Annotated in this window: 23 protein-coding genes; 11 read left to right on the top strand and 12 right to left on the bottom strand. The window is 70.3% G+C overall.

The annotated features are described in order from the left end of the window. Positions 1-107 precede the first annotated feature (107 nt). Positions 108-695 (bottom strand): VanZ family protein, encoded by a 588-nt coding sequence (locus E1267_RS21395; RefSeq protein ID WP_220449597.1) that lies wholly within the window; start codon positions 693-695, stop codon positions 108-110. A gap of 110 nt (positions 696-805) precedes the next feature. On the opposite strand from E1267_RS21395, the gene E1267_RS21390 reads away from it, so the two are divergent. Both E1267_RS21390 and E1267_RS21385 read left to right on the top strand, forming a co-directional pair. Beyond that, positions 806-2,215 carry an aldehyde dehydrogenase family protein gene (locus E1267_RS21390; protein ID WP_246064109.1) on the top strand — a complete coding sequence of 470 codons (1,410 nt, stop codon included), beginning with the start codon at positions 806-808 and terminating at the stop codon, positions 2,213-2,215. Further along, complete coding sequence (locus E1267_RS21385; RefSeq protein WP_132334366.1) at positions 2,208-3,005, top strand: 2-keto-4-pentenoate hydratase; 798 nt, start codon at positions 2,208-2,210, stop codon at positions 3,003-3,005. The genes E1267_RS21390 and E1267_RS21385 overlap by 8 nt, the downstream gene beginning before the upstream one ends. Positions 3,006-3,259: 254 nt before the next feature. Here the strand turns inward: E1267_RS21385 and E1267_RS21375 are convergent, their stop codons facing one another. Both E1267_RS21375 and E1267_RS21370 read right to left on the bottom strand, forming a co-directional pair. After that, entirely contained in the window at positions 3,260-3,634 is a 375-nt protein-coding gene (locus E1267_RS21375; RefSeq protein WP_132334365.1) for an MmcQ/YjbR family DNA-binding protein, read from the bottom strand. Next, positions 3,631-4,698 (bottom strand): DUF2293 domain-containing protein, encoded by a 1,068-nt coding sequence (locus E1267_RS21370; RefSeq protein WP_246064107.1) that lies wholly within the window; start codon positions 4,696-4,698, stop codon positions 3,631-3,633. Before E1267_RS21370 ends, E1267_RS21375 begins: the two co-directional genes overlap by 4 nt. Positions 4,699-4,803: 105 nt before the next feature. On the opposite strand from E1267_RS21370, the gene E1267_RS21365 reads away from it, so the two are divergent. After that, positions 4,804-5,607 (top strand): FKBP-type peptidyl-prolyl cis-trans isomerase, encoded by an 804-nt coding sequence (locus E1267_RS21365; RefSeq protein ID WP_132334363.1) that lies wholly within the window; start codon positions 4,804-4,806, stop codon positions 5,605-5,607. A 31-nt stretch (positions 5,608-5,638) separates the two neighbouring features. Here E1267_RS21365 and E1267_RS21360 read toward each other — a convergent pair whose 3' ends face one another. After that, entirely contained in the window at positions 5,639-6,547 is a 909-nt protein-coding gene (locus E1267_RS21360; protein WP_132334362.1) for a M23 family metallopeptidase, read from the bottom strand. A gap of 111 nt (positions 6,548-6,658) precedes the next feature. Here E1267_RS21360 and E1267_RS21355 point away from each other — a divergent pair, with 111 nt between their 5' ends. Continuing rightward, a complete protein-coding gene (locus E1267_RS21355; RefSeq protein ID WP_132334361.1) occupies positions 6,659-9,358 on the top strand; it encodes an AfsR/SARP family transcriptional regulator in 2,700 nt (899 codons plus the stop codon). 82 nt (positions 9,359-9,440) lie between these two features. Here the strand turns inward: E1267_RS21355 and mads6 are convergent, their stop codons facing one another. Continuing rightward, entirely contained in the window at positions 9,441-10,787 is a 1,347-nt protein-coding gene (gene mads6, locus E1267_RS21350; protein WP_132334360.1) for a methylation-associated defense system protein kinase MAD6, read from the bottom strand. 61 nt (positions 10,788-10,848) lie between these two features. On the opposite strand from mads6, the gene E1267_RS21345 reads away from it, so the two are divergent. Continuing rightward, entirely contained in the window at positions 10,849-11,211 is a 363-nt protein-coding gene (locus tag E1267_RS21345; RefSeq protein ID WP_132334359.1) for a DJ-1/PfpI family protein, read from the top strand. Further along, positions 11,208-11,654, top strand: coding sequence for a MarR family winged helix-turn-helix transcriptional regulator (locus E1267_RS21340; RefSeq protein ID WP_132334358.1), 447 nt, complete (start codon positions 11,208-11,210; stop codon positions 11,652-11,654). The genes E1267_RS21345 and E1267_RS21340 overlap by 4 nt, the downstream gene beginning before the upstream one ends. Before the next feature lie 34 nt (positions 11,655-11,688). Here the strand turns inward: E1267_RS21340 and E1267_RS21335 are convergent, their stop codons facing one another. Continuing rightward, positions 11,689-12,189: a DUF2269 family protein gene (locus tag E1267_RS21335; RefSeq protein ID WP_132334357.1), complete on the bottom strand. Its 501-nt coding sequence runs from the start codon at positions 12,187-12,189 to the stop codon at positions 11,689-11,691. Positions 12,190-12,597: 408 nt separating this feature from the next. Here E1267_RS21335 and E1267_RS21330 point away from each other — a divergent pair, with 408 nt between their 5' ends. Beyond that, positions 12,598-12,861, top strand: a complete 264-nt coding sequence (locus tag E1267_RS21330; RefSeq protein WP_132334356.1) for a hypothetical protein — start codon at positions 12,598-12,600, stop codon at positions 12,859-12,861. A 230-nt stretch (positions 12,862-13,091) separates the two neighbouring features. On the opposite strand, the gene E1267_RS21325 is transcribed toward E1267_RS21330, so the two are convergent. Next, the gene (locus tag E1267_RS21325; protein WP_220449596.1) at positions 13,092-13,679 is read right to left on the bottom strand and encodes a C40 family peptidase; all 588 of its coding nucleotides are present in this window, start codon (positions 13,677-13,679) and stop codon (positions 13,092-13,094) included. Positions 13,680-14,041: 362 nt separating this feature from the next. Here E1267_RS21325 and E1267_RS21320 point away from each other — a divergent pair, with 362 nt between their 5' ends. Both E1267_RS21320 and E1267_RS44475 read left to right on the top strand, forming a co-directional pair. Beyond that, complete coding sequence (locus tag E1267_RS21320) at positions 14,042-14,305, top strand: hypothetical protein (RefSeq protein ID WP_132334354.1); 264 nt, start codon at positions 14,042-14,044, stop codon at positions 14,303-14,305. Between the two features lie 376 nt (positions 14,306-14,681). Then, entirely contained in the window at positions 14,682-15,023 is a 342-nt protein-coding gene (locus E1267_RS44475; RefSeq protein WP_165959713.1) for an STAS domain-containing protein, read from the top strand. Here E1267_RS44475 and E1267_RS21310 read toward each other — a convergent pair. The 5 genes from E1267_RS21310 to E1267_RS21290 are packed head-to-tail and all read right to left on the bottom strand — an operon-like array spanning position 15,020 to position 22,044. Next, a complete protein-coding gene (locus tag E1267_RS21310; RefSeq protein ID WP_132334352.1) occupies positions 15,020-17,197 on the bottom strand; it encodes a terpene synthase family protein in 2,178 nt (725 codons plus the stop codon). The genes E1267_RS44475 and E1267_RS21310 overlap by 4 nt on opposite strands. 13 nt (positions 17,198-17,210) lie before the next feature. Next, positions 17,211-18,572, bottom strand: coding sequence for a family 2B encapsulin nanocompartment shell protein (locus E1267_RS21305; protein ID WP_132334377.1), 1,362 nt, complete (start codon positions 18,570-18,572; stop codon positions 17,211-17,213). 35 nt (positions 18,573-18,607) lie between these two features. Beyond that, positions 18,608-20,017, bottom strand: coding sequence for a family 2B encapsulin nanocompartment shell protein (locus tag E1267_RS21300; RefSeq protein WP_132334351.1), 1,410 nt, complete (start codon positions 20,015-20,017; stop codon positions 18,608-18,610). Positions 20,018-20,035: 18 nt separating this feature from the next. Then, positions 20,036-20,974: a 4-hydroxy-3-methylbut-2-enyl diphosphate reductase gene (locus E1267_RS21295; protein WP_132334350.1), complete on the bottom strand. Its 939-nt coding sequence runs from the start codon at positions 20,972-20,974 to the stop codon at positions 20,036-20,038. A gap of 20 nt (positions 20,975-20,994) precedes the next feature. After that, a complete protein-coding gene (locus E1267_RS21290; RefSeq protein ID WP_132334349.1) occupies positions 20,995-22,044 on the bottom strand; it encodes a polyprenyl synthetase family protein in 1,050 nt (349 codons plus the stop codon). Between the two features lie 239 nt (positions 22,045-22,283). On the opposite strand from E1267_RS21290, the gene E1267_RS21285 reads away from it, so the two are divergent. Continuing rightward, positions 22,284-23,333 (top strand): NAD-dependent epimerase/dehydratase family protein, encoded by a 1,050-nt coding sequence (locus E1267_RS21285; RefSeq protein WP_132334348.1) that lies wholly within the window; start codon positions 22,284-22,286, stop codon positions 23,331-23,333. 97 nt (positions 23,334-23,430) lie between these two features. After that, complete coding sequence (locus tag E1267_RS21280) at positions 23,431-23,892, top strand: ATP-binding protein (RefSeq protein WP_132334347.1); 462 nt, start codon at positions 23,431-23,433, stop codon at positions 23,890-23,892. Positions 23,893-23,900: the final 8 nt, after the last annotated feature.

Genomic DNA, 23,900 nt, shown 5'->3' with positions numbered 1-23,900 from the left:
ACTTGCCCCGTCTTGTCCACGATCGCACAGATACACAGGTGCGGTCGCGAGCTTCTTTTGAGCGGATCGTGCCCGTGTGGTGAATTCCGCGATGTTTTAGCGGTCCGTTACCGCGAAATGGTCACGGCCGGTACTCGACCGGCCCACCAGCGGCGAGTAACCAAAGCGAAGATCACAGCGCCCGTCGTGTTGAGAATGACGTCGTCCACAGAGGAGAAACGGCCCAGCCGCAGGGCGTACTGGAGCACCTCGACGAGGACCGAAAAGCCCGCGGCGACGGCCGCAACGCGGGTTGTCGAGGACATCGCCCGGCTGCGCACCGGCAGCAGCGCCCCGAGCGCGGCGAAGACCAGCAGATTGCCCCCGACCTGGACCAACACCGCCTGCCACGCCGCCCGGGTCAGGTCCGCGAGGTCGGTGAACGGGACGAGACTGAAACCCGTCCGACCTGTGGACGGAGTGAGGATCATCCAGATCCACGGCGTGGTCCCGGTCACGATGCCGACGTCGGCGACGGAGGTGCGCAGGGCCGTGTGATGCCCGGCCCTGGTGCGGTGGCGGAAGAGAAGCAAGCTTGCTAGCAAGGCCAGGGGGAGCGCAAATGTACCAGCAATAATGACTGGTCCCCACAATTCCCACGTCCGCGCCATCCGACCATGATCGCGGGCGATCAAGGGGTACCGGAAGATGTCCATCCGGACAGGGTCATCCACCGAGACGATGCGATCGAAGGCTCCGTGTCCCCGGGCCACCCATGGTCCATCGACCGCACAGCGATCTATACAGAGAGATGGAGGATTGTGTTGTGCTGACCCATTTCATCGGTGGCCTGCCGGTGGCCGCGGGCAATCCGTTCCCCGTCCATGATCCCGTGACGGGCACGGTGGTGCGGCAGGCGCACGAGGCCGACCCGGAGGTGGTCGACCGTGCGGTCCGGGCGGCCAGGGAGGCGGCGCGCGACTGGGCGGCGCTGCCCGTCGGAGAGCGCGCCGGATGGATGCGCCGCCTGGCCGACGGCATCGAGTCCCGCTTCGACGACCTGGTGGCGGCCGAGATCGCCGACACCGGCAAACCGTACGAACAGACCCGCACGCTCGAAGTACCTCGCGGCATCGCGAACTTCCGCGCCTTCGCCGAGATCGCCGCCCAGCGCCCCGACGAGGCCTTCCACCTGTCCGGCGTGCTCAGTTACACCGTGCGCAGGCCGCTCGGGGTCGTCGCCGTGATCGTGCCGTGGAACCTGCCGTTCCTGCTCATGACCTGGAAACTGGCCCCCGCGCTCGTCGCGGGCAACACAGTGGTGGTCAAGCCCTCGGAGGCAACACCGGGTTCGGCGGCGGTGTTCGCCGACATCTGCGCGGAGGCCGGCCTGCCGCCGGGCGTGGTCAACGTCATCTTCGGCTATGGCGCGTCGGGTCAGCTCCTCGTCGAGCACCCCGGGGTCGACGGCGTGACGTTCACCGGCTCGACCAGGACGGCCGCCACGATCATGAAGACGGTGGCCGACCGGGTCAAGCCGATCTCGTTCGAGCTGGGCGGCAAGAACGCCGGGCTGGTCTTCGACGACTGCGACCTCGACCGGGCGGTCGACGGCGCCGTGGAGTCGGTCTTCACCAACGGCGGCCAGGTCTGCCTGTGCACCGAGCGGCTCTACGTGCAGCGCTCGATCTTCGAGGAGTTCTGCGCCAGGCTGGCGAGCCGGGCCCAGGAGGTCGAGCCGCAGCCGATGATCTCGCTGGAGCACCGCGACAGGGTGCTCTCCTACTACGCCCTGGCCCGCTCGGAGGGAGCCAAGGTGCACACCGGAGGCGGCGTCCCCGCGTTCAACGACCACCGCGATTCCGGATATTTCGTGGAACCGACGGTGGTGACAGGTTTGTCGGAATGGTCGAGGTTCAATAGGGAAGAGATCTTCGGGCCCGTCTGCCACGTCGCGCCCTTCGACAGCGAGACAGAGGCGATCGACCTGGCCAACAGCAGCGACTACGGACTGGCGGCCACGCTCTGGACCACCGGTCTCGACCGGGCCCACCGGGTGGCGCAGCGCCTGGAGGCCGGGCTCGTCTGGGTCAACACCTGGTATCTGCGCGACCTGCGCACCCCGTTCGGCGGCGTGAAGCTGTCGGGCATCGGCCGGGAGGGCGGCACCCAGTCGCTCGACTTCTACTCTGAACCCACCACGATCACCATCAAACTGGAGCAACCCGATGTATGACGAATGGTCACAGGCCGTGGACGCACGCTCCCAGGCCGCCGACCGGCTGCTGGAGGCCGCGCGTACGGGCAAGCCGTGCCCGCCCATCAGGGACCTGGTCAGTACGGCCGCCGACGGCTACGCCGTACAGGAGATCAACACCCGGCGGGCGCTCGACGAGGGGCGGCGGCTCACGGGCAGGAAGATCGGCGTGACCAACAAGGTGCTGCAACAGCGCATGGGCATCGACCAGCCCGACTTCGGCATGCTGTTCGCCGACGCGTCCTACTGCGACGGGCTGCCCGTACCCGTGAGCAGGTTCCTGCAGCCGCGCGCCGAGGCCGAGGTCGCGCTGGTCCTCGGCCGTGACCTGAGTGGCGGGCCCTTCACGGTGGCCGACGTGATCAGGGCGGTGGAGTTCGCGCTGCCCGCGATCGAGATCGCCGACTCCCGCATCGCCGACTGGGACATCACCCTGGCCGACACGATCGCCGACAACGCCTCCGCCGGGGCGTACGTGCTGGGCGGCACGCCCGTCCCCCTGACAGGGGTCGACCTGCGAGCGGCCGGGATGACCATGACCAGGGGCGGCGAGGAGGTGTCGACCGGCTCCGGCGCCGACTGCCTGGGCCACCCGCTCAACGCCGCCGTCTGGCTGGCCACCCGGCTGGGCCGCACGGAGTACGCGCTGCGCGCCGGCGACGTCGTGCTGACCGGCGCGCTCGGCCCCGTGGTGCCCGTCGAGGCCGGGGACGAGTTCGAGGCCCGCATCGACGGGCTCGGCTCCGTGCGCGCGGTGTTCACGGCGTGAGCCCGCACGACCAGGCCGTCTCGCGCGAACCCGTCGTTCCGCCCGGTCCGGCGATCCCTCGCGAGCAGCGCGTCGCGCGGTCGAGGAAGAGTGGGGCGGGCAACTCGTCGGCGGCTGGAACCACTCGGGGTGGTTCGAGCAGCCGGTGACGGTCGGCGACCGGCCGGCCCGCTGATCGGCGCCGGCCCCGGACAGGTCGGGGTGGGCAACGCCACCTCCATCGCGGTCTTCCAGGCGGTCGCGGCGGCTGGCCGTCACCTAGCCTCGTCGAGCTGCTTGACCGCGCGTTTGGGGGCGATCGCCCGGTAGCTCTCCTCCACCCAGTCGAGCAGCACCTCGGTCTCCGGCAGCTCCGACAGGAACGGCACGGTCACCCAGCCCGCCCTGCCGAGCCCGTAGCCGCTGGGCTGCGCCCCCTCGACGGTCAGCGCGTGGCCGTGCGCCTCCGACAGCAGCTTCACGCCGAACGTCGGGTCCCACTTCTCGGTCTGCTCCTCCAAGCCGAGGAAGAGGAACACCTTCTTGTTCACCTTGATCACCGTCTCGCCCCACGGGTGGGCCTCGTGGCTCTCGGGCAGCCCGAGGGCGAACGCGCGCAGCTCCTCACGTACGTCATGCCAGTCGCTCATGTCCGCACGTTACCCCGGAACTCGTCGAGCCTGTGTTCGATGCGCTCTCTGACCAGGTCTCGCGCCTCCATTCGGGGCACGCCGGACATCAGCAGCCGGTCGTAGTCGGTGTCGAGGTGCCGGATGGAGGCGATCACCGCGAGCGTGATGGCGTTCTCGTCGAGCGCTCTGGCCGCCGCCGACCGGCCGACCCGGCCGCTGCCACGCTGGCCGGCGTGCTCGGCGATCTCCCGCGCCCGCGGCTCGGGGCAGCGGGGGAACAACCTGGCGATCTCGGCCGCCATCCTGGCCTGGAACTCGACGTCCTGCTCCGCCCTGCGTACGCGGTCGCGTTCCCTGCGGCGCAGGCGTACCTCCTCGTCGGCCAGGCAGCGCTCCTCGGCGGCGGCCAGCGCGGCCTCCTCCACCAGCAGCCCCATGCGCTGGTAGACCTTGCGCCGCCGGTTGTAGCGGACGACCACCGCGGACAGGCCGCTGCCCTGCTTGGCCCGGCGGCTGAGGGCCGCGTCGCCCGACGGCAGGAACATCAGGTGGTCGAGGTCGGTGCAGGTGAGGCAGTGCGGCCGGTCGTCCTCCATGATCAGGTAGGGGCCGGTGTCGCCGCAGGCCGCGCACGTCCAGGCGTCGAGCGGGGCCACCGCCACCAGGTCGGGCGGTTTGCTCCGCGCCTCGACGAGCCGCCGCACGCGGGCCTCGCTGAGATCGGGCGAGAGCCAGTGCACGCGGAACGTGTCCTGCCCGTCCTTCGAGGTGAAACGCAGCTCGCGGCGGTCGCGGGTGCCGGCCGCGTACGGCATGTCGACCGGCCGCAGCCCCTTGGCCGTGGCCCACTCCCGCAGCAGGACGGCGGCGGTGAGCAGGCGGTCCTCGTCGACGGCGGCCAGCTCGGCCAGCGTGGCCGCCCTGCCCTGCCGCCAGACGTCGACGTGCCTGGTGTGCAGCCAGCGCAGGCCCGTCACCACGTCGATGAAGGTCACGTATTTCCTGGCGGTCAGCGCGATCTCGGCCGCGTCGGCGACCCTGCGCGCCAGCTTCGGCCTGCTCGCCCCATCGGTTCGACTCACGTACTCCAGTGTCCCGCGCCCTTTGTCGTGAGATGGCGAGAGCCGCAGCATTCCTTTTCGCCATAACGGCAAGTAACCCCTTCGGACCTGGCCCTGGAGGAGAATGTGCGTTCGATCTGGCCCGCCCTGTTCATGCTGGCCACCTCGTGTGGCGTGGCGGAAGAGGGCACGCAGCCCGTCGTCACGGGCTCGTTCGGCAGCAAACCGGTCGTCGCCATCCCGGAGGGGAACCCGGGCCACACGCCGCGCATCGCGGTGTTGTCGGTGGGCAGCGGCCGGCGCACGGTCCCGGGTGACGTGGTGCTCGCAGACGTCGACATCCGGCGCTGGTCGGGCAACGAGCCCTACCTCAGCACCCACGATGGACACCAGCCCACCACTGTGGTCTTCGACGGCAGGCAGGTGTCGGAGACGTGGCGGCAGTCGCTCATCGGCCGGCCGGCCGGCAGCAGGGTCATGCTGATCAGCCCCGCCGCCGACGCGCTCGGCCCCGACCTGCCGCTGACCGGCTTGGCCCCGGCGGACACGCTGGTGCTGGTCTTCGACATCCTGGGCGGCTACCCGCCCGACGCCCGGCTCGTCGGGCGTACCCTGCCGGTCGTGCCCGCCGACCTGACGCCGGCCGCGCGGCCGCGCGTCCTCATCGACGGATCAGGCCCGCAGGTCGTGGCGGGCGCGAGAATCGTGGTCCAGTACGTCGCCGCCTCCTGGCCGTCGCGTACGGTCGTCGACTCGTCGTTCCGCAGGGGTGGGCCCAGCGCGTTCACCCTGGAGGAGGGCTCCGTGCCCGCGGGCTGGACGGACGCGCTGGACGGCCTGCGCGTCGGCAGCCGGGTGGCCGTGCCGTCCCCTGGGCCCGCGCCCATGGTCTACGTCGTCGACGTGGTCGACACGATCGCGCAGGCGTAGGCCGGGCGGCGCGCCACCGCCCGGCCCGGTCCTAGTCGCAGTGTTCCCAGGGGCTGTCGTACTTGACGCCGCCGGCCGAGCCGCCCCACTTGACGCAGGTGCTGGGCGCGGACGCGGTCACCGGCCCCGCGTAGTAGGAGAAGTTGCCCGAGTCGGTCTTCCTCGCACTGCCCTGCACCTCCAGGTAGGCGCTGGTCGCCGTGGCGGAACCCAGCGACTTCGACTTCAGCGTGACCACGCAGTTGCTGCGGTTGCCGCTGTTGTAGAGCAGGTAGACGGTGCCGTTGCCGCCGAGCCCGGCCGAGTCGATCACGTTGAAGCCCGAGCCGCAGACCTCCTGCGGTGAGTACGGGTTGCTGGAGCCGCCGCAGTTCTTGCTGGTCAGCGTCTGCTGTGGGTAGCCGAAGGTCTTCCCGTCGAAGACGGCCCGCTGAATGTTGGCCGGGTAGCTGCTTCCCTTGCGTACCTCGTAGTGGAGGTGAGGCTTGATGTTGTTGCCCGGCTTGCTGGTGTTGCCCACCGTGCCGATCTTCTGGCCCTGGGAGACGGACTGTCCCTGGCTGACCGATCGTGCGTTCAGATGGGCGTAGTACGTGGACCAGCCGGATCCGTGGTCGATCTTGACCAGGTTGCCGAAGCCGTTCGTCGAGCCCTGGTGTGCCGAGATCACCACGGTGCCGGCCGCGGCGGCCACCACAGTGTCGCCGAGGTCGGCGTCCGCGGTGCTGCCGCGGTTGAAGTCGATCTCGTACGAGCGGTGCGCGCTGCTGGCGCTGGAGTTGCCCGTCCAGGACTGGCCGCAGGGGAACGGCAGCTGGAAGTTGGTCGCCAGGATCTGCGCCTCCTCCGACTCCGGCGCCGGGTCGGCTGCGGCGGCCGACGTCGTTGCAAGGCTGAATAACAGCGCGATGCCCGCGACCATTGCTCCGCTGAACTTCATGGGGTGATCCTTTCCCGTGGGATCTCTGAGACAAGGGTCTGCATTGGCCGCACATAAATCGTCCAAAACCAATACAAGGGCTGTCAGGCCTCTGTAGAGGAGCTGCCGCGGATGTCGATCACCTTCCACGTGCTCGGACCGCTCGAGGTCCGGTCCGCCGGACGTCCCGTCCGGATCTCCGGCAGGAAACCCCGCCTGCTGCTCGCCACACTGCTGCTGGACGCGGGCCGGGTGGTCGGCGCCGACCAGCTCGTCGAGGTGCTCTGGCCGCATCGCCCGCCGCGTTCGGCGCAGGCCAACGTGCGTACCTATGTGAGCGCTCTCAGGTCGGAGCTGGGACGCGGGCACTTACGCGCCGACGGCTGCGGCTACGCGATCGACGTGGCCGACGGCGCGCTCGACCTGCTGGCCTTCGAGGAGCTGGTGGACCGGGGCGAGTACGCGCAGGCGCTCGCGCTCTGGCGTGGAGCGCCGCTGTGCGACCTGCCGGGCAGCCCCGTCTGGGACCGCCGTCTCGAACTCCTCCACCAGGGACGCCTGCGCGCCGCGGAGGCCCTGATCGACCGCCGGTTGGAGCGCGGCGACCACGACGGCGCGATCTCCGAGCTGCGCGGGCTGCTGGCCGAGCACCCCTACCGGGAGGACCTGTGGCGCCGCCTGGTGCTCACCCTGCACAGGGGCGGAAGGAAGGCCGAGGCCCTGCGCGCCTACGCCACCGTCAGGGGCCGGCTCGTGGACGAGCTCGGCGTCGAGCCGGGCGCGGAGCTGCGCGGGGCGTACGAGCTGATCCTGGCGGACGACACGCTGCCCGCCACACCCCGGCAGCTTCCGCCCGATCTGCCCGACTTCACCGGCAGGGCGGCCGCCATGGCCGAGCTGGCCGGGCCGTTCTCCGTCGCGGTGATCTCCGGGCCGCCCGGCGCGGGCAAGTCGGCGCTGGCCGTGCACGCCGCGCACACGCTGTGCCCGTCCTTTCCCGACGGGCAGCTCTACCTGGAGCTGGACGGCAGGGATCCGGGCGACCTACTGGCCGAGGCGCTCAGGGCGCTCGGCGTTGAGGCCGCGCCGCCCACCGTACGGGAACGTTCGGCTTTGTTCAGGTCGCTGCTGGCCGAGCGGCCCATGCTGGTGGTCCTGGACGACGCCCGCGACGCCCGCCAGGTGCGGCCGCTGCTGCCCGGCAACGGCAGCGCGGTGATCGTCACGAGCAGGCGCCGCATCACCGAACTGCCGGGCGCGGTACGGATCCAGCTCGGCCGGCTCGGCCAGGAAGAGGCGCTGTCGCTGCTCGGCGACATCGCAGGCGAGGACAGGGTGGCCCGCGAGCGGGAGGCCGCGCAGGCGATCGTGGCCGCCTGCGAGTGGCTGCCGCTGGCCGTCAGGAACGCCGGCGCGCGGCTGGCCGGCCGGCCCGGCTGGTCGCTGGCGGTGCTGAGGCAGCGGCTGGAGGACGACTGCCTCGGCGAACTGCGGGACGTGCGGGCCACCCTCGACCACGGCTACGCGCGCCTGCCCGACGAGGCCGCCCGCATTCTCGGCACGCTCGGCCGGCTCGGCGAGCCCGCCCAGCCGGGGTGGGTGATCGAGGCCGCGCTCGGCAGGCACGGCGCGCACGACGTCACCGACCTGCTGGTGGACGTCAACCTGCTCGACCTGGTCGGCACCGACCCCGTGGGCCAGCCGCGCTACCGGGTGCCCGGTCTCATCGGCGGGCACGCGCTCAAGCGCGGCCTCGCGACGTCCGGCGTACGGGGTGAACGCGGCGGGCTCGACGCCCTGTCCAGGGTGCTGGCCGCGTGGACGGCGATCACCGAGCACGCCATGGCGCGGCTGCCGACCACCGTGTTCACCCTCACCGCGGCCAGGGCGCCGCGCTGGCGGCTTCCGGAGCGCACGCTCGAACGGCTGACCACCGACCCGGTCGCCTGGTTCGAGGCCGAGCACGAGGCGCTGGCGGGCGCGGTGGACGTGGCTGCCGAACTGGGCCTCGCGGAGTCGGCGTGGGCGCTGGCCGCGGCCATGGTGCCCTGCCTCGACCTGCGCTGCCACCTCGGCACGTGGCGGCGTACGCACACCTCCGCGCTGGCCGCCGCCCGCGCCGCCGGCGACGCGTACGGCGAGGCCGCCATGCTGAGAGGGCTGGCCCAGGTCAGCCTCTACCAGGACCGGTACGAGGAGTCCGCCGAAGGCTTCACCCGGTCCCTCCAGATATTCCACGACCTGGGCGACAGCCGGGCCGAGGCCACCTCCCTCTGCGGCCTCGGCGCGGTCAGCCAGTTCCGCGGCCGGCACGCCCGCTCCCTCTCCCACTTCCGGCACGCCCTGGCCATCTTCCTCGCCACCGGCGACAGGCAGGGCGAGGCGTACGCCCGCCAGGCCATCGGCCGGGTCTGCCTCAAGTCCGGTGACCTGGCGCAGGCGTCGGAGTCGCTGGACCGGGCCATGCGGCTGGCCCAGGAACTCGGAGACGCCCACCGGGAAGGCTGCGTGTGCGTCCAGATGGGGCACTTGCACCGCGCGATGTCGTTCCACCGGCACGCGCTGGAGATCTTCGAGTCGCTGGGGGACCGGCACTGCGGGGCGTACGCGCTGCAGAGCCTGGCCGGGCTCCAGGCCGAACGCGGGGACCTGGCACGGGCCTCCACCGGGCTCGAACGCTCGCTGGAGATCTTCCAGGAGCTCGGCGACCGCAGCGGCGAGGCCTCGACCACCGAACTGCTCGGCGAGCTGCACCGTTCGGCGGGGCGTACGGGCCTGGCCCTCGACTACCTCCGGCACGCCAGGGCCCTCCGCCGCGACCTTCCCGCCTGAACCGCCTTCTTGAAGCCCCCTGGCCGGGGTGCGGGGGTCAGGGAGGGCAGGTCGTCCTCTTCGACGGGACGCAGGCTGATGGTCATGATCGGGACACTATGCGACGTACGAGACGTCTGAACCGTGATTCCTGCGGCGGCGAGGCGTCCAGGGCGGCGAGCGCCTCGGCGGCGGACGGCCGCTTGGCGGGGGAGTGGTCGAGCATCCGGCGCACCACCTCGGGCACGTCGGGCCCGTGGGCGTCGGCGCTGGTCGGGAGCTGGCCGGTGAGGAGCTGGTAGGCGATGGCTCCGGCGGCGTAGACGTCGGAGGCGGTCGTCATCCGGTCGGGGCGTTCCTGGCACTCCGGCGCCACGTAGTGGGCGTCGAGCACGTTGCCCAGTTCGTGGGCCACGGTGTAGTCGCGCGGGCCCGGCTTGGCGTAGTCGAACCCGGTCAGCACCGCGTGCCCGTCGTCGGTGACCAGCACGGACGCGGGCGTCAGCGCCCGGTGCACGACGCCGTTGGCGTGCGCGTGCGCCAGCCCGCGCAGCAGATCCCTGATCACGCCGAGTCTGGCGCCCCGGCCCAGCGACAGGTGCAGGGCCTCGCCGTGCACGTCGTCGAGCACCAGCACGAACCGGCTCTCGTCGTCGATGGCGAAGAAGTCGCGCGGGCGCACCACGCACGGGTGCGGCGGGATGCGGGCCAGGGTCTGGTAGGCGTTGGCGATGCGCTGCCGCTCGGCCGCCCGCGCCTCGTGGTCGGCCAGCGGATCGGCCTGGTAGACCCGGAGCAGCACGGTCTCGCTGCCGGGCAGTGTCACGTTGAAGGCCCGGTATTCGGTGATCTTCGCGTCGCCGCCGAGCTGCTCCTCGACCTCCCAGTTGCCGTATCTCGGCGGGGCGGTGCTGCGGCGCACGGTCTGGTTGAGCGCGTCGAGGATCGCCGTCATGTACGGCCTCGCGTCGGGGCTGCACCCGCGCCTGACCCGCGAGGCGTCGCTCAAGGTGGCCAGCAGCCCCGGCAGGTCGGTGACGTTGACCGCGTCGCGCCCGGCCGGATCGACCAGCTCGGCGTCGGGCGAGGTGAGCACGACCAGGCAGTCGACGTAGACTCGCTCCAGCTGCGTGGCCTGCGACACCAGCAGCCCTTTCAGCGCCTTCGCGGTGCCGCGCAGCTTGGCCACGGGGGAGCCGAACGCCTCCCTGCGCGGCGGGAACCAGCGCGTGCCGGACACCTCGATGCGCCCCCGGGTGCCCTTGACGTCGACGACGACCAGCGAGTGGCCGGTCAGCACGATCAGGTCCACCTCGAAGACGTCGTGGCCGCGCGGCAGCTCGATGTTGTGCAGCAGCAACCAGTCGGCGGGTGCGTGATCTCGCAGATAGGCGATCACCCGCCGTTCGGCGTCGTTGACTGGACGTCCCCCGCCGACGATCTCTGCCATGCGGTCCATCCTCGCACGGGAAGCAATTGACAGCACACTGTCCTAATGACAATATGCTGTCATGAAACCCGTCATCCATCACGCCGTGTACGGCACCTTCGCCGACTGGGAGACCGGGCACGCCACCGCCCACCTGCGCAGCGAGCGCTTCCACCGCGAGCCCGGCGGCTACGCGGTCGTCACGGTCGGCCCGTCCACCGACCCCGTGGTCAGCATGGGTGGGCTGCGCGTCACGCCCGACCTCGCACTCGACCGCCTCACCCCCGAGGGCAGCGGGCTCCTCATCCTGCCCGGCGCGGACCTGTGGGACTCCGGCGACGAGCTGGCACCGTTCGCGCGCAAGGCCAGGGAGTTCCTCGACGCGTGGTTCCGGCTCTTCGGCAGGAGCGACGCCTCGGCGTTCGAGGTCTTGATGGCCGCATGAACGGCTCTGCCGATCTCCTGTCGGGGCTTGCACTCGAGACGTTCCGCCTCAACGGCCAGTTCCTCCAGGTGGCCGAGGGGCTCGCCCGGCCGGCGGGGATGACGGCGGCGTGGTGGCAGGTGCTGGGGGCCGTGCTGTGCGAGCCGCTGCCCGTCGCCGGGATCGCCCGGGTCATGGGGATGAGCAGGCAGGGTGTGCAGCGCATCGCCGACCTGCTGGTGGAACGGGGCCTCGCCGAATACCGGCCCAACCCCGCGCATCGCCGGGCCAAGCTGCTCCAGCCGACGGCGGCCGGCCGCGAGTCCATCGACAAGATCACACCAGCCCACCAGCAACTCGCCGACCGCCTCGTGGCCGAACTGGGCGCCGAAACCGCCCACGAGTGCCTGGCGGCTCTCCGCCGGCTCTCCGCCGCCCTCGACGACCTTGACACCTCCTCGTAACGGCTCTTGGTCCGCCCCGAGCGGGCGGACCACCTCACCGGTGCTCGTGACCTGCGGTCGCGGGCGTGCTCGCCCGGAGCCTCCAGCGCGGTTTGAACACCGACAACACCGTCGAGACGACGAGCATGACGCACTGCGCGACCAGCGCGGCCGTCTGGCCCCACTGGGCCGGGGCGGCGGCCGCCGCGCCACCCTCGGTGGCGGCCGCCATTCCTTCGGGATCGAACACGAACATGCCGATGCAGATCACCGCCACGAGCAGCCCCAGCTTGACCGTCACCCAGTAATAGCGAAACAGCCCCCAATGGCTGCTCAGGCCCAGCGTGATGCCGGTGGCCAAGGCGATGAGGCTGAGCGGTATGCCACCCGCGAACACCAGGTTCGGCATCAACCGGTAGGCGGCGTGCGCCAGTGCGGGATCGTTTGTCAGCGCCGCCGCGCTATTCAGCACCACCAGCCCCCACACCTCGCCGAGGAGGGCGACCGACGCGATGATGTGGACGGTCAGGACCGTCCTGCGGATAGGTGGCCGCATGGATCTCACCTGCCTCGGATTCGGCGACTCGACGACCATCGTCACCGCTCCGCCCGCGCCGTACGTCCCTCCTGGGGAGGTGATCGGGGTACGCCCGGCGGCGTACCCCGAGTCCCAAGTTTCGGGTGATCCTTCCCTAAACAGGAGTGAACGAAAGGACCATCGGCCACGCGGGCAGCCAAAACGAATATCCATGCGTGGTCTTCCGGCGGCGTATATATGTGGCGCGTCGGCGAAGAGCGGGAAAATCCGACGCCAAGAAACCCGGGTTTTCCCTTGACCTCCGGGAGGGCATTCCGAGTTGCGGTTTCCGCTGCCTGCCGCGATCGTTATGGGCGGCACCTCACAGCCCTGCAAAAACGACTATGGCGCCGGAAATTCCGCGCCTATCCATGGAGGAAACCAATCATGATCCGTCGCATTCTGGCAGGTGCAGCAATCGCGGCCGCCGCGTTCGGCTTCTCCGCCGCCGGAGCTTCCGCCGACGTTCCCAACCCCCACAATGAGGGGCAGAACATTCTCAGCCAGCTGAGCGCCCTCGACGACCTGACCGCGCTGAACGACGTGCTGAACGACTCGGTCAAGTACGTCGACGTCCTCACCCTGCTCCACCTGAACGACATCGACGCCAGCGTTCTGAGCAACCAGAAGAACGTCGGCGACGACAACTGACGGTTCCTCACGCGCGTAGGCAGGAAGCCGATCGGCGACTCCCGTTCCGCATGAGGGGAGCCCGCCCGGCCAAGGTCGGCCTTCCCTGACGCCCTGAGGCGAACCGGAAGAACGGGTCGTGGATATTCGCGAGTCCACGGCACGGGCTTGGTGGCCACCAGGCTTTCAGCGCCGCGCGGCTCGGGTCGATCACTGCAGGACGACCCGGGCCGCGCGGCCGCTCACGACGTTCACTCGTGTTCCGCGCCGGCGAGGTTGGCGGCGCTCTCGCTCGGCCGCACGATCCCGAGGAAGGTCCGCCGGTCGAGCGGATCGATCCGTACGAAGGCGCCGGTGTACGGCGCGTGCACCATCCGCGTCGCGTCCACCGCCAGGGCCACGTGCTCCGGCCCGGCGCTGCTCCGGTCACTGTCGTAGAAGACCAGGTCACCGGGTTGCACGTCCTGCCTGGCGATCCGTACGCCCGACCGCCACTGCTCGGCCGTGGTCGTGCCGATCAGCACGCCGGCCCGCGCCCACGCGTACTCGGTGAGCCCCGAGCAGTCGAATCCCCTGACCCCTGCCCCTCTCCCGACGCCGTGGCCGGGCCCGCGCACACCGCCGCCGCCCCACGAGTACGGGACCCCGATCATCTCGATCGCCGCCCGCACCGCGATGGCGCCGGCCGGCGAACGCGCGGCGACGATGTCCGCAGCAGTGCGGCAATGGCCCTGCGAATGTCCGCCGCATCTTCGGGCGGCCAGCGCGGGTGCGGAATGCATGGTGCCCAGAATGGTCAGGGCCAGCGTGATCGGCAGCGGTGGCGGTGTTCTTTTCATGGCATATTCAGTGCTCCCGTGACTCGTCGGCGTGCGGCCCACGCCAGGACGTTTCCGCCGGGAGCATTCCGCCATTCCTGTGGGGACGAAACGCCCTTGGGACATGCGGGGTGCACGTATGGCGATAAGATGAAAAATCGCGTGCGTTCCACTCCGGATAAATCGGGACAGGTCCAGATGTGCCCGAACGGCCGTGAACGGCGGCCAAGGAAACGGGGCACGCATTTGACTTTGACTTAGCTAAGCCCGGTTGCGGCGTGCCGGTGGGCGCGAGATTGTTATTCACGAAAACTCGCGGCCCTGTGCGAGCGAATCCGAAGACGCGCATTCCGCGCCGATTCCGACGAAGGAGAAGTAGAGAAATGATGCGTCGCATTCTTGCCGGTGCAGCCATCGCGGGCTTCATGCTGGGCTTCTCGGCCACGAGCGCCTCGGCGGACGTTCCCAACCCCTACAACAAGGGCAAGCAGATCCTGAGCCAGCTGAGCCTCGTGGACGACCTCACCCTGCTCAACGACGTCGGCAACGACTCCGTGAAGTACATCGACGTCCTGACCGCGGGTCACCTGCAGGACATCGACCTCAGCCTCCTCAGCAACCAGGAGAGCGTCGGCGACGACAACTGAGCCGTCCGAGGTGGCGGCGGTTCCCGCGTACGCCCTGACCTGGGGCCACGCCGGTAGCCACGAAGCCGTGGCGGCACCTTACCGGCGCCAAGCCCCTGGTCGGCGCGGTGCGAGGAGAACTCTCGCCCACCTCGTCGCCTCCGGACGGGCCGGTCCGTCATGCCCGCAGCCGGCGCGGGCACGCCCGGCCTGTCCGGAAAGCGTTAACCGTCATAATATCACCGCGATTCGGTGTTTTTACATTGATATTTACATAGCCCCACAAACCTCGTGTAGCCTTGGTTCTGGTCAACCGCCAGACGTTCCTGGTGGTCATACCCTGCAGGGAGCATTTCGGCATACAACCCCCGAGTTCGTGTTGGGGGGTGCGGGGAGTGTGAGCGGCGTCGAAGAGCTGCTGCTTTATCAGGATGAGCAGCTGAGCATCGTGGTGCGGAGGGCGCCAGGAGCGCCGGACGTCTCGCTGGTCGGTGAGATCGACGCAACCAACAGCTCCGCCGTGGCCGGCGCCCTGGCCCGCTGCCGCCGAGGCTCTTATGTCGTCGTCGACACCGGCGAACTCACCTTCATCGACGTCTCAGGCCTGCGCGTGCTCGTCATGCCGACCCTGCCGCCCGCGCAACGGTGGATCCGGCTGCACAACGTCACGCCGTACCAGCAGCGGCTGATGCGCATGATGGGGTGGTATTACCAGCCGCGCATCCACGTCCCCACCTAACCCCGGCCGGCGGTGACGACGGCCGCCGAGGTGCCGAGCCCCGTGGGGCCGCCCAGCCGCCACCGCGGCGGCGCCTTGTGCCGGCGCAGCGTCTTCTCGTCGTAGCGGAAACATCCGCGATGCCAGTTGAGGATGGCGGCCAGCCAGTCGTGCAGCTCGGCCACGAACCCGTCGAGATCCCGTCTGGCCTCCGCGTCGAGCCCGAAGTCCTCGCACACGAGCGGCAGCTCGTGCTCCACGATGTGCTCGAACTGCCGCACCCGCGAGGCCATCAGATCGTTGACGATGGACACCGCCGCCGGGTAGTCGCAGTCGAAGAAGTTCTGCACCACCAGGACGCAGTTGTGCACCTCGCCCTCGAACTCGATCTCCTTCTGGTAAGAGAAGATGTCGTTGAGCAGGCAGCCCGCGTCCATCATGGCGTTCGCCAGCGCCACCATCGGCCCGCTGGCATAGACCTCCTCCGGGATGCCCTTGCTGTGCCGCAGCCGGCACAGGCTCATCGTCAGCTCGGAGCCGAAGGTCAGCCTGCGCATCTCGATGTAGTCGACCGGGTCGGGGATGTGGTGGGCCAGCTCGTTGGCCAGCTCCCACAACCAGCCGTCGCACATGTCCTCGATCGCCTTACGCAGCTTGCGGCGGTCGGCGAGCGGCATCGGCGCCGTCGTGCGCGCCCACAGGTCGGCCAGCGAACGCTCCAGCGCGCTCGCGGGCAACGTCGCGGGCACGCCCTCGATCGGCATGAACTCCCCGAACCTGGCCACCGCGACCCGGGCGGCCGCGAGATTGCCCGACCTGCCGAAGACGACGGGAAAGTAGTCGTCGCCGTATGTGCCCCAGGCCAGCCAGCACGAGGCCAGGTCCAGCTCTTCGAGCGAGGCGTCGGGATGCAGGCCCGCCGCGCAGAGCGGCAGGTCGTAGTCGACCAGCTTCTCCTCGTCCCACACCGCCGAGCCCACCACGCCCGGCTGGGCCTCCAGTATGCCCATCTCCGTGCACCACGCCACGGTGTTACGCCGGGAGGCGTCGAGGTGCGGCGACAACCGCAGCTCGAACGGCACATAGAGCTCGGGCACGATCGACGGCCCCACCTTCTGACGCGGCACGTGCGTGAAGTTGCGCAGCCGCTTGGCTCCCAGCAGGTCGACCAGGGACGACATGCCGAGCGGCCGGGTCGCCGTCGCCCGCTTGTTCATGTACCTGCTGGAGCGCAGGTGCCACTCGTGCCCGCCCGACTGCCAGTCCTGCAGCCCCTTGACGTACGCCAGCACACCGGCCGCGCTGAGCGGGTCGATCGCGTTCTCCACGAACAGCGGCCCGAGCTCCGTGCACGTGGTGTGCTCGAACTGGTGCAACCGCGAGGTCAGCAGGTCGTTGACCGCGTCGGCGGCCTCCTGCGTCGTGCAGCCGAGGAACTTCTCCAGCACCAGCACCCCGTTGCTCAGCTCACCTTCGTCCCTGACCTCCCGCTCGTAGGAGAACAGGTCGTTGCGCAGGTGGACGGCGTCGGAGAAGGCGTCACGCAGCACCCGCATCGGACGCGAGGCCGCGATCCGCTCCGGCACCTCGGCCCCGACCGCGTGCTCGACCAGCCCTGCCGACCAGGGCGCGCCGCCGACCTTGCGCCGCATCTCGATGTATTCGACCGGGTTGGCCACCCGGCCCTTGTTGATGTTGGCCAGCTCCCACAACGACTCGTTCAGCAGGTTGCGCGTGCTCTCGGCGAACCGCGCCCGCCAGTCGGCCGACATGCCGGGCACCGTACGGACCCACAGGTCGGCCAGCCCCGCCTCGACCGGGTTGGCCGGTTCCGGCATGGTCAGGTCGCCGCCCATCGGCATGAAACGCGGCAAGCGGTCGAGGTACGCACGGCCGCCCGCCAGGTCGCCGGTGCGTTTGAACACCTCGAGGAAGTGGTCGTCGAAGAAGAAGACCCACACGTACCAGTCGGTGATCAGGCAGAGCTCGGCGCCGTCGCAGTCGGGATGGGTATAGGCGCACATCAACGGATAATCGTGGGCGTCGAGGTCGGCCTCCTCCCAGACGCCCGAGCCTTCGAGCATGCCCATGTCGCGCGCCCACCGTTTGGAGTGGCCGCGGGCCTCCTCGAGATGCTGGTTGAGCCGCGCGGGATACGGCATGTAGAAGTCCGGAAGTTCGAACGGCTGACTCATGGTCACTCCTTCATCAACGAGCCACCTCGACGTTCTCCAGCACGCCGAGCGCGTCGGGCACCAGGACCGCCGCCGAGTAGTAGGCGCTGACCAGGTAGGAGGCGACGGCTCGGGTGTCGATGCCGGTGCACCGCACGCTGAGCCCAGGCTCGCGCTCGTCGGGGACGCCGCTCTGGCGCAGGCCGACGACGCCCTGGTCCTCCTCGCCCGTACGCATGACGAGGATCGAGGTGGTGCCCGCCCGGCTGATCGGAATCTTGTCGCACGGCAGGATGGGCACGCCGCGCCACGCGGTCAGCCTGGCGCCGTGGAGCTCGGCGCTCCCCGGATAGACGCCCGCGGCGGTGCATTCGCGGTGGAAGGCGGCGATGGCCCGTGGGTGGGCGAGGAAATAGCGGGACTTCCTCCTGCGGCACAGCAGCTCGTCCAGGTCGTCGGGCCCCGGAGGGCCGGTGCGGGTGTGGATGCGCTGCCTGGGATCGGCGTTGTGCAGCAGGCCGAAGTCGCGGTTGTTGACCAGCTGGTGCTCCTGGGACTCGCGTACGGCCTCGATCGTCAGCCGCAGTTGTTCCTCGGTCTGGTCCATCGGGTTGTTGAACAGGTCGGCGATCCGGGTGTGCACGCGGAGCACGGTCTGCGAAACGCTCAGCTCGTATTCGCGCGGGCCCGGGTCGTAGTCGGCGAACGTGCCGGGCAGCGCGGGCTCGCCACGGTGCCCGGCGGCGACGGCGATCTCTGCCTCGCCCCACTTGTTCTGGGGTCTGGCCCGGCTGATGCGGTGGCGGGCGAGCTGCGCGCTCAGAGCCGGCGACCGCTCGGCCAGCGTGCGCAGCTCGGTCCAGGGCAGCGCCAGCACCGTACACGCCGTCATCGCCTCAAGCGTGAACTCCCACTGCCGGTGCTCGTCGCCGGCGTGCTCGCCGCCGGCCAGCGTGCCGAGCGTCACCGGGTCGCCGTAGGGGCCCGTGCCGATCCTCGCCGCCTTTCCGTGCGCGATCAGCAGCAGCTCGTCGGCCGCTCGCCCGGCGCGTACGATCGTCTCGCCCCGCGCGTATTCCCGCTGCTCGAACCGCCCCGCGAGCTCGTCGAGCACGGGGTCGTCCGCGAGCCCGCGCAACTGCGGCAGCTCCGCCAGGCTCGGCGGGACGACACGGAAGCGGGCGCCCGTGGTGACGAAGCCGACCCGGCCGCCGCCGACCGCGTACGTCAGCCGCCGGTTCACCCGATAGACGCCGGCCGCGACGTCCACCCACGGGAGCACCCGCAGCAGCCAGCGGGGAGAGATCTCCCGCGTCTGCGGAGGCGTCTTGGTCGTCGTCGCGAGCGTGCGGGCCGCCGCCGTGTCGAGGCTCAGCCGCTGGTCGGTCTCCGTCAACACGATCACCACCAATCACTGGGACCCTGAACGGGTCAGCCGTTCCTGCCGAGCTCGACGTCCTCCAGGAGCCCGAGCGCGTCCGGCACCAGGACTGCGGCCGAGTAGTAGACGCTGACCAGGTAGGAGATGACGGCCTTCTCGTTGATGTTCATGAAGCGGACCGACAGGCTGGGCTGGTACTCGTCGGGGATGCCCGTCTGGTGCAGGCCGACGACGCCCTGGTTCTCCTGGCCGGTGCGCATGAGCATGATCGATGTGGTGCGGGCGCCGCTGACCGGGATCTTGTTGCACGGGAAGATCGGCACGCCCCGCCAGGCCGGCACGCGGTGCCCGTTGACCTCGCTCGCCTGCGGGTAGACGCCGCGCTTGCTGCACTCCCTGCCGAAGGCGGCGATGGCCTGCGGGTGCGCCAGGAAGAACGCGGGCTCCTTCCACACCACGGACAGCAGGTCGTCGAGGTCGTCGGGCGTGGGAGGGCCGGAGCGGGTGCGGATGCGCTGGCCGAAGTCGGTGTTGTGGAGCAGGCCGAAGTCGCGGTTGTTGACCAGCTCGTGCTCCTGGCGCTCGCGCAGCGCCTCGATCGTCAGGCGGAGCTGCTGGTCGAGCTGGCTCATCGGCTGGTTGTACAGGTCGGAGACCCGGCTGTGCACCCGCAGGACCGTCTGCGCCACGCTCAGCTCGTATTCGCGCGGGCTCTGCTCGTAGTCGACGAAGGTGCCCGGCAGCACGGCCTCGCCGGTGTGGCCGGCCGACATGTCGATCGCGGCCTCGCCATAGTCGTTCTGGGCGCGGTCGACACTGGTGCGCCGGTTCTCCACGTGGGCGCGCAGCTCGGGCGAGCGCTCCAGCACCTGCTCGAAGTCCTGGCGGGAAAGGGTCAGCACGGTGGTGGCGGTCTTGGCCCTCGCGGTGAACCCGAACTCGCCGCCGCCTGTCAGGACCTGTTCGCCGAGGTGGTCACCGTCGGCCAGGACGCCGAGGTTCTGCTCGTCGCCGTAGGCGCCGCGGCTGACCTTGCCCACCCGGCCGTGGGCGATCAGCACCAGCCGGTCGACCGGTCCGCCCTCCGTCACGATCTTCTCGCCGGCCTCGATCTCCTGTTGCGCGAAGCGATCGGCCAGCGCCTGGAGCACCTCCATGTCGTCGAAACCGCGTAGCACGTGCAGCTCGGTGAGCTCGGCGGGGATGACCCGCACGTTGGAGCCGGTCGTGCTGAACGTGATGCGGCCGTCGCCGAGGGTGTAGGTCAGCCGCCGGTTGACGCGGTACACCCCTCCGGAGCACTGCACCCATGGCAGCAGCCGCAGCAGCCACCGTGAGGTGATCTCCTGCATCTGCGGGGGCGTCTTGGTCGTCGTGGAGAGTTGCCTGGCGGCATCGGTGCTGAGGCTGAGCTGCCCCGTGCCGTCCTCCGGGACGTGGGACTGGGTCGTTTCTGTCATCGTGCACCACCAATCTCGTTAGGGTTCGCGTGGGGATCTGAGCTCGGGCGGAAGCGAAAAGGTGAGGGTCTCCTCGGTCAAGGTCACCTCCTCGACGTCGGCGTATCCGCGGGCGGCGAGCCAGCCGAGTAATTCCTCGACCAGCGCCTCCGGCACGGATGCGCCGGAGCTGACCCCGACGGTCCGCACACCCACGAGCCACCGCTCGTCGGCGTCGGAGGCCCTGTCGACCAGATAGGCCGCGCCGGCGCCCGCGTTGACGGCGACCTCGACCAGCCGGCGGGAGTTGGAGGAGTTGGCCGAGCCGACGACGATGACCAGGTCGCAGCCGGAGGCGATGCCGGTGACGGCCTCCTGGCGGTTCTGGCTGGCGTAGCAGATGTCGTCGCTCGGCGGGTCGGCCAGGCCGGGGAAGCGACCGCGCAGCTCTTCGACGGCGCGCATGGTCTCGTCGACGGCCAGGGTGGTCTGCGACAGCCAGCCCACCGGCGCCGAGCCGTCGGCGGTGACGTCTTCGGTGCGGGCCGGATCGACGACGTGGATGCGGCCGGGGGCCTCGCCGACGGTGCCCTCGACCTCCTCGTGCTCGGCATGGCCGATCAGCACGATCTCGTAGCCCGCCTCGGCCATGCGCACGGCCTCCTTGTGCACCTTCGTGACCAGCGGGCAGGTCGCGTCGATCGTCGCGAGCCCGCGCAGCCGAGCCTCCTCCTTGACCGCGGGCGCGACGCCGTGGGCCGAGAAGACGACGAGCGCGCCGTCGGGGACCTCGTCGAGCTCGTCGACGAAGACCGCGCCGCGCCTGCTCAGGTCGTGGATCACCGACGTGTTGTGCACGATCTGCTTGCGCACGTAAACGGGTGGCCCGAAGCGGTCGAGCGCCTCTTCGACAGTGGTGATCGCACGTTCGACGCCCGCGCAGAAGCCGCGCGGGGCAGCGAGAAGTACCCGTCCCATCGGGATGCCCCTTCGAATCGTCACGTCGTACGGTGTGCGAGCCGGTCGGCCAGCACGGTCAGTGCCTGCTGCGCCTCCGGCTTGATCTGGGCCGCGGTCAGCGCCGCCATGGCCGCGCTCACGCGCTCCTCGATCATCGACTCGACCTTGGCCGGCGCCCCCGTGTCGGCCAGGATCTGGCGTAGCTCCGCTGCGCGCTCCTCCGACAGCTCGGGGTCGCCGTGCCAGCGTCTGAGATGGGCGAGCTGGGCGGGCGTTGCGTGCTGCACGGCGTGCGCGTACATGACCGTGTGCTTGCCCTCGCGCAGGTCGTCGAGCGCCGACTTGCCGGTCTCCGACGACGTGCCGAACGTGCCCAGCATGTCGTCGCGGAGCTGGAACGCCTCGCCGAGCGGCAGGCCGAAGTCGGAGTAGGAGTCGAGCAAGTCGAGCGAGGCGCCGGCCAGGGCGCCGCCGATCTGCAGCGGGCGCTCGACGGTGTACTTCGCGGTCTTGTAACGGATCATGGTGAGCGCCTCGTCCACGCTCGCCCCTGAGCGGAGCTGGCCGAGGATGTCGAGGTACTGGCCGCTGATGACCTCGGTGCGCATGGCGTCGAACAGGTGGTGCGCGGCGCGCAGCCGCGGCGGCTCGGCCCCGCACGACGACAGCAGCGCGTCGGACCAGGCGAGGCTGAGCGTGCCCAGCAGGATGCCGCCCGCCTGTCCGAACGCCTCCGCGCCCGGGCCCGTGTGCAGCTCGGCCAGGTTTCTGTGCACGGTCGCCCGGCCCCGGCGCAACTGGCTGCCGTCCATGATGTCGTCGTGGATGAGCAGGCCCGCGTGGCACAGCTCCAAGGCCGCGGCGGCGCTGATGATCTCGTCGCAGTCGTCGCCGCCCGCGCCGCGCCAGCCCCAGTAACACAGCTGCGGCCTGATGCGCTTGCCGCCGCTCAGGATGAAGTCGGTCAGCAGCCCGTAGGCCGCCTCCACACCCGGGTCGGAGACGGGGGCCCGCCAGTCGTCGAGGAAGGCGGACAATCTCCGGTCAACGCGTGCAGCGAGGTGGTGCTGGGTGAAGCTCACCGGCATGCGAACGGCTCCTTATCGCTCCGACCGAGTCGCTACCAATAGTTAGTCACCCAATACGGAGAGTGTAAAGTGTCTTTTGGTACTGGCGTTGTGATCGACCGGGCCACTACCGCTCGCTGACACGCGGCAGACGTCTTCCGCGCCGCAGGCCGCCACCGTGCCCGCCCGCCCACCTGATCAGACCGCCCGCGCGCGGTCCCGCCGGGTTTCGCGCTCCCGGCGTGGGGCAGCGAGGTCGCATGAGAGTCGTGGTGGTGGGAGCCACAGGAAACGTCGGCACGAGCCTCGTACGCGCGCTCGCCGCGGACAGCGGCGTGAGCTCGATCGTCGGGGTCGCCCGCAGACTGCCCGGATGGCGGGCCGACAGCACCGACTGGCGGCAGGCCGACGTGGCGAGCGACGACCTGGTGCGGATCTTCGACGGCGCCGACGCGGTGGTCCACCTCGCCTGGTTGTTCCAGCCGACCAGGGATCCCGCGACGACCTGGCGGGCCAACGTGCTGGGCAGCATGCGGGTGTTCAGGGCCGTGGCGGAGGCCGGGGTGCCCGCGCTGGTCCACGCCTCTTCCGTGGGGGCGTACTCTCCGGGGGCGAAGGACCGGCCGGTGGACGAGAGCTGGCCCACGCACGGCTGGCCGGGGGCCGCGTACGGGCGGGAGAAGGCCTACGTGGAGAGGGTGCTCGACGTATTCGAGCACGACCACCCGGGCATCCGCGTGGTGCGGATGCGGCCCGGCTTCGTCTTCCAGCGGGCCGCCGCCACCGAGCAGCGCCGGTTGTTCGGCGGGCCGTTCGTCCCCCGGCGGCTGATCAGGCCGGGCGTGATCCCGTTCGTCCCCGACATCCCGGGGCTGCGGCTGCAGGTGCTGCACGCGCGGGACGCGGCGGAGGCCTTCCGGCTGGCCGTCACCAAGGACGTACGCGGCCCGTTCAACCTCGCCGCCGAGCCCGTGCTCCACCCGTACCACCTCGCCGAGATGCTCGGCACCCGCACCGTGCGCGTGTCGTCGCAGATGGCCAGGGCGGCCGTCGCGGCCGGCTGGCGGCTGCGGCTCGTGCCGGCCTCGCCGGGACTCCTGGAGCTGGCATTGAGCATCCCGCTCATGGACGTGCGGCGGGCCAGGGACGTGCTGGGCTGGACGCCGGAGTACTCGTCGCAGGAGGCGATGGGGGAGTTGTTCCGCGGGCTGCGCGACGGCGCCGGCATGGACACCCGGCCGCTCGCCCCCGACCGCGGGCCGGTACGCCGGATACGCGAGCTCGCCACCGGCGTAGGAGGACGCCCCTGAGCCGATGACCCGTGACCACGCCAGAACAGACCGTCAGCGGAACGTCGTGCCCCCCACATATTGCGCGTCGGCGACCAGGCGAGGTGGGAGGCCTGCCATGCGCACCCTGTTGACCCAGCGCTTCACGCTCGACGACGTCTCCACGCTGCGCCGTTCGGTGGCCTGCTGTGCGGAGCGCTCGGGGCTGAGCGGCTCACGGCTGGAGGACTTCGTGCTGGCCGTGCACGAGAGCGTGGTCAACGCCGTCGAGCACGCGGGCGGGCACGGGCACCTCAGGCTGTGGACGGTCGACGGGGTCATCCACGCGGAGACCACCGACAGCGGTACGGGCATCCCCGAGGAGTACCTCGACCGCCACCACCTTCCGTCGGACTTCGCGGCGTCGGGCAGGGGGATCTTCCTGATCCGCGAGTTGTGCGACGCGGCCGAATTCCGCACCGGCCCGCGCGGCACCACCGTCCGGCTCACCATGCGGTTAGGGCCACGCGTTCGCGGAGCCGGGGAGAAGATCGGGTTCACGGCCTCCGGGAGGCCGGGGGCGGGCGGCTCCATGTGGTGATCCCGGGC

The organism is Nonomuraea longispora (assembly GCF_004348345.1).
Taxonomy (GTDB): domain Bacteria; phylum Actinomycetota; class Actinomycetes; order Streptosporangiales; family Streptosporangiaceae; genus Nonomuraea; species Nonomuraea longispora.
This window is presented reverse-complemented; position numbering and strand designations above follow the sequence as displayed.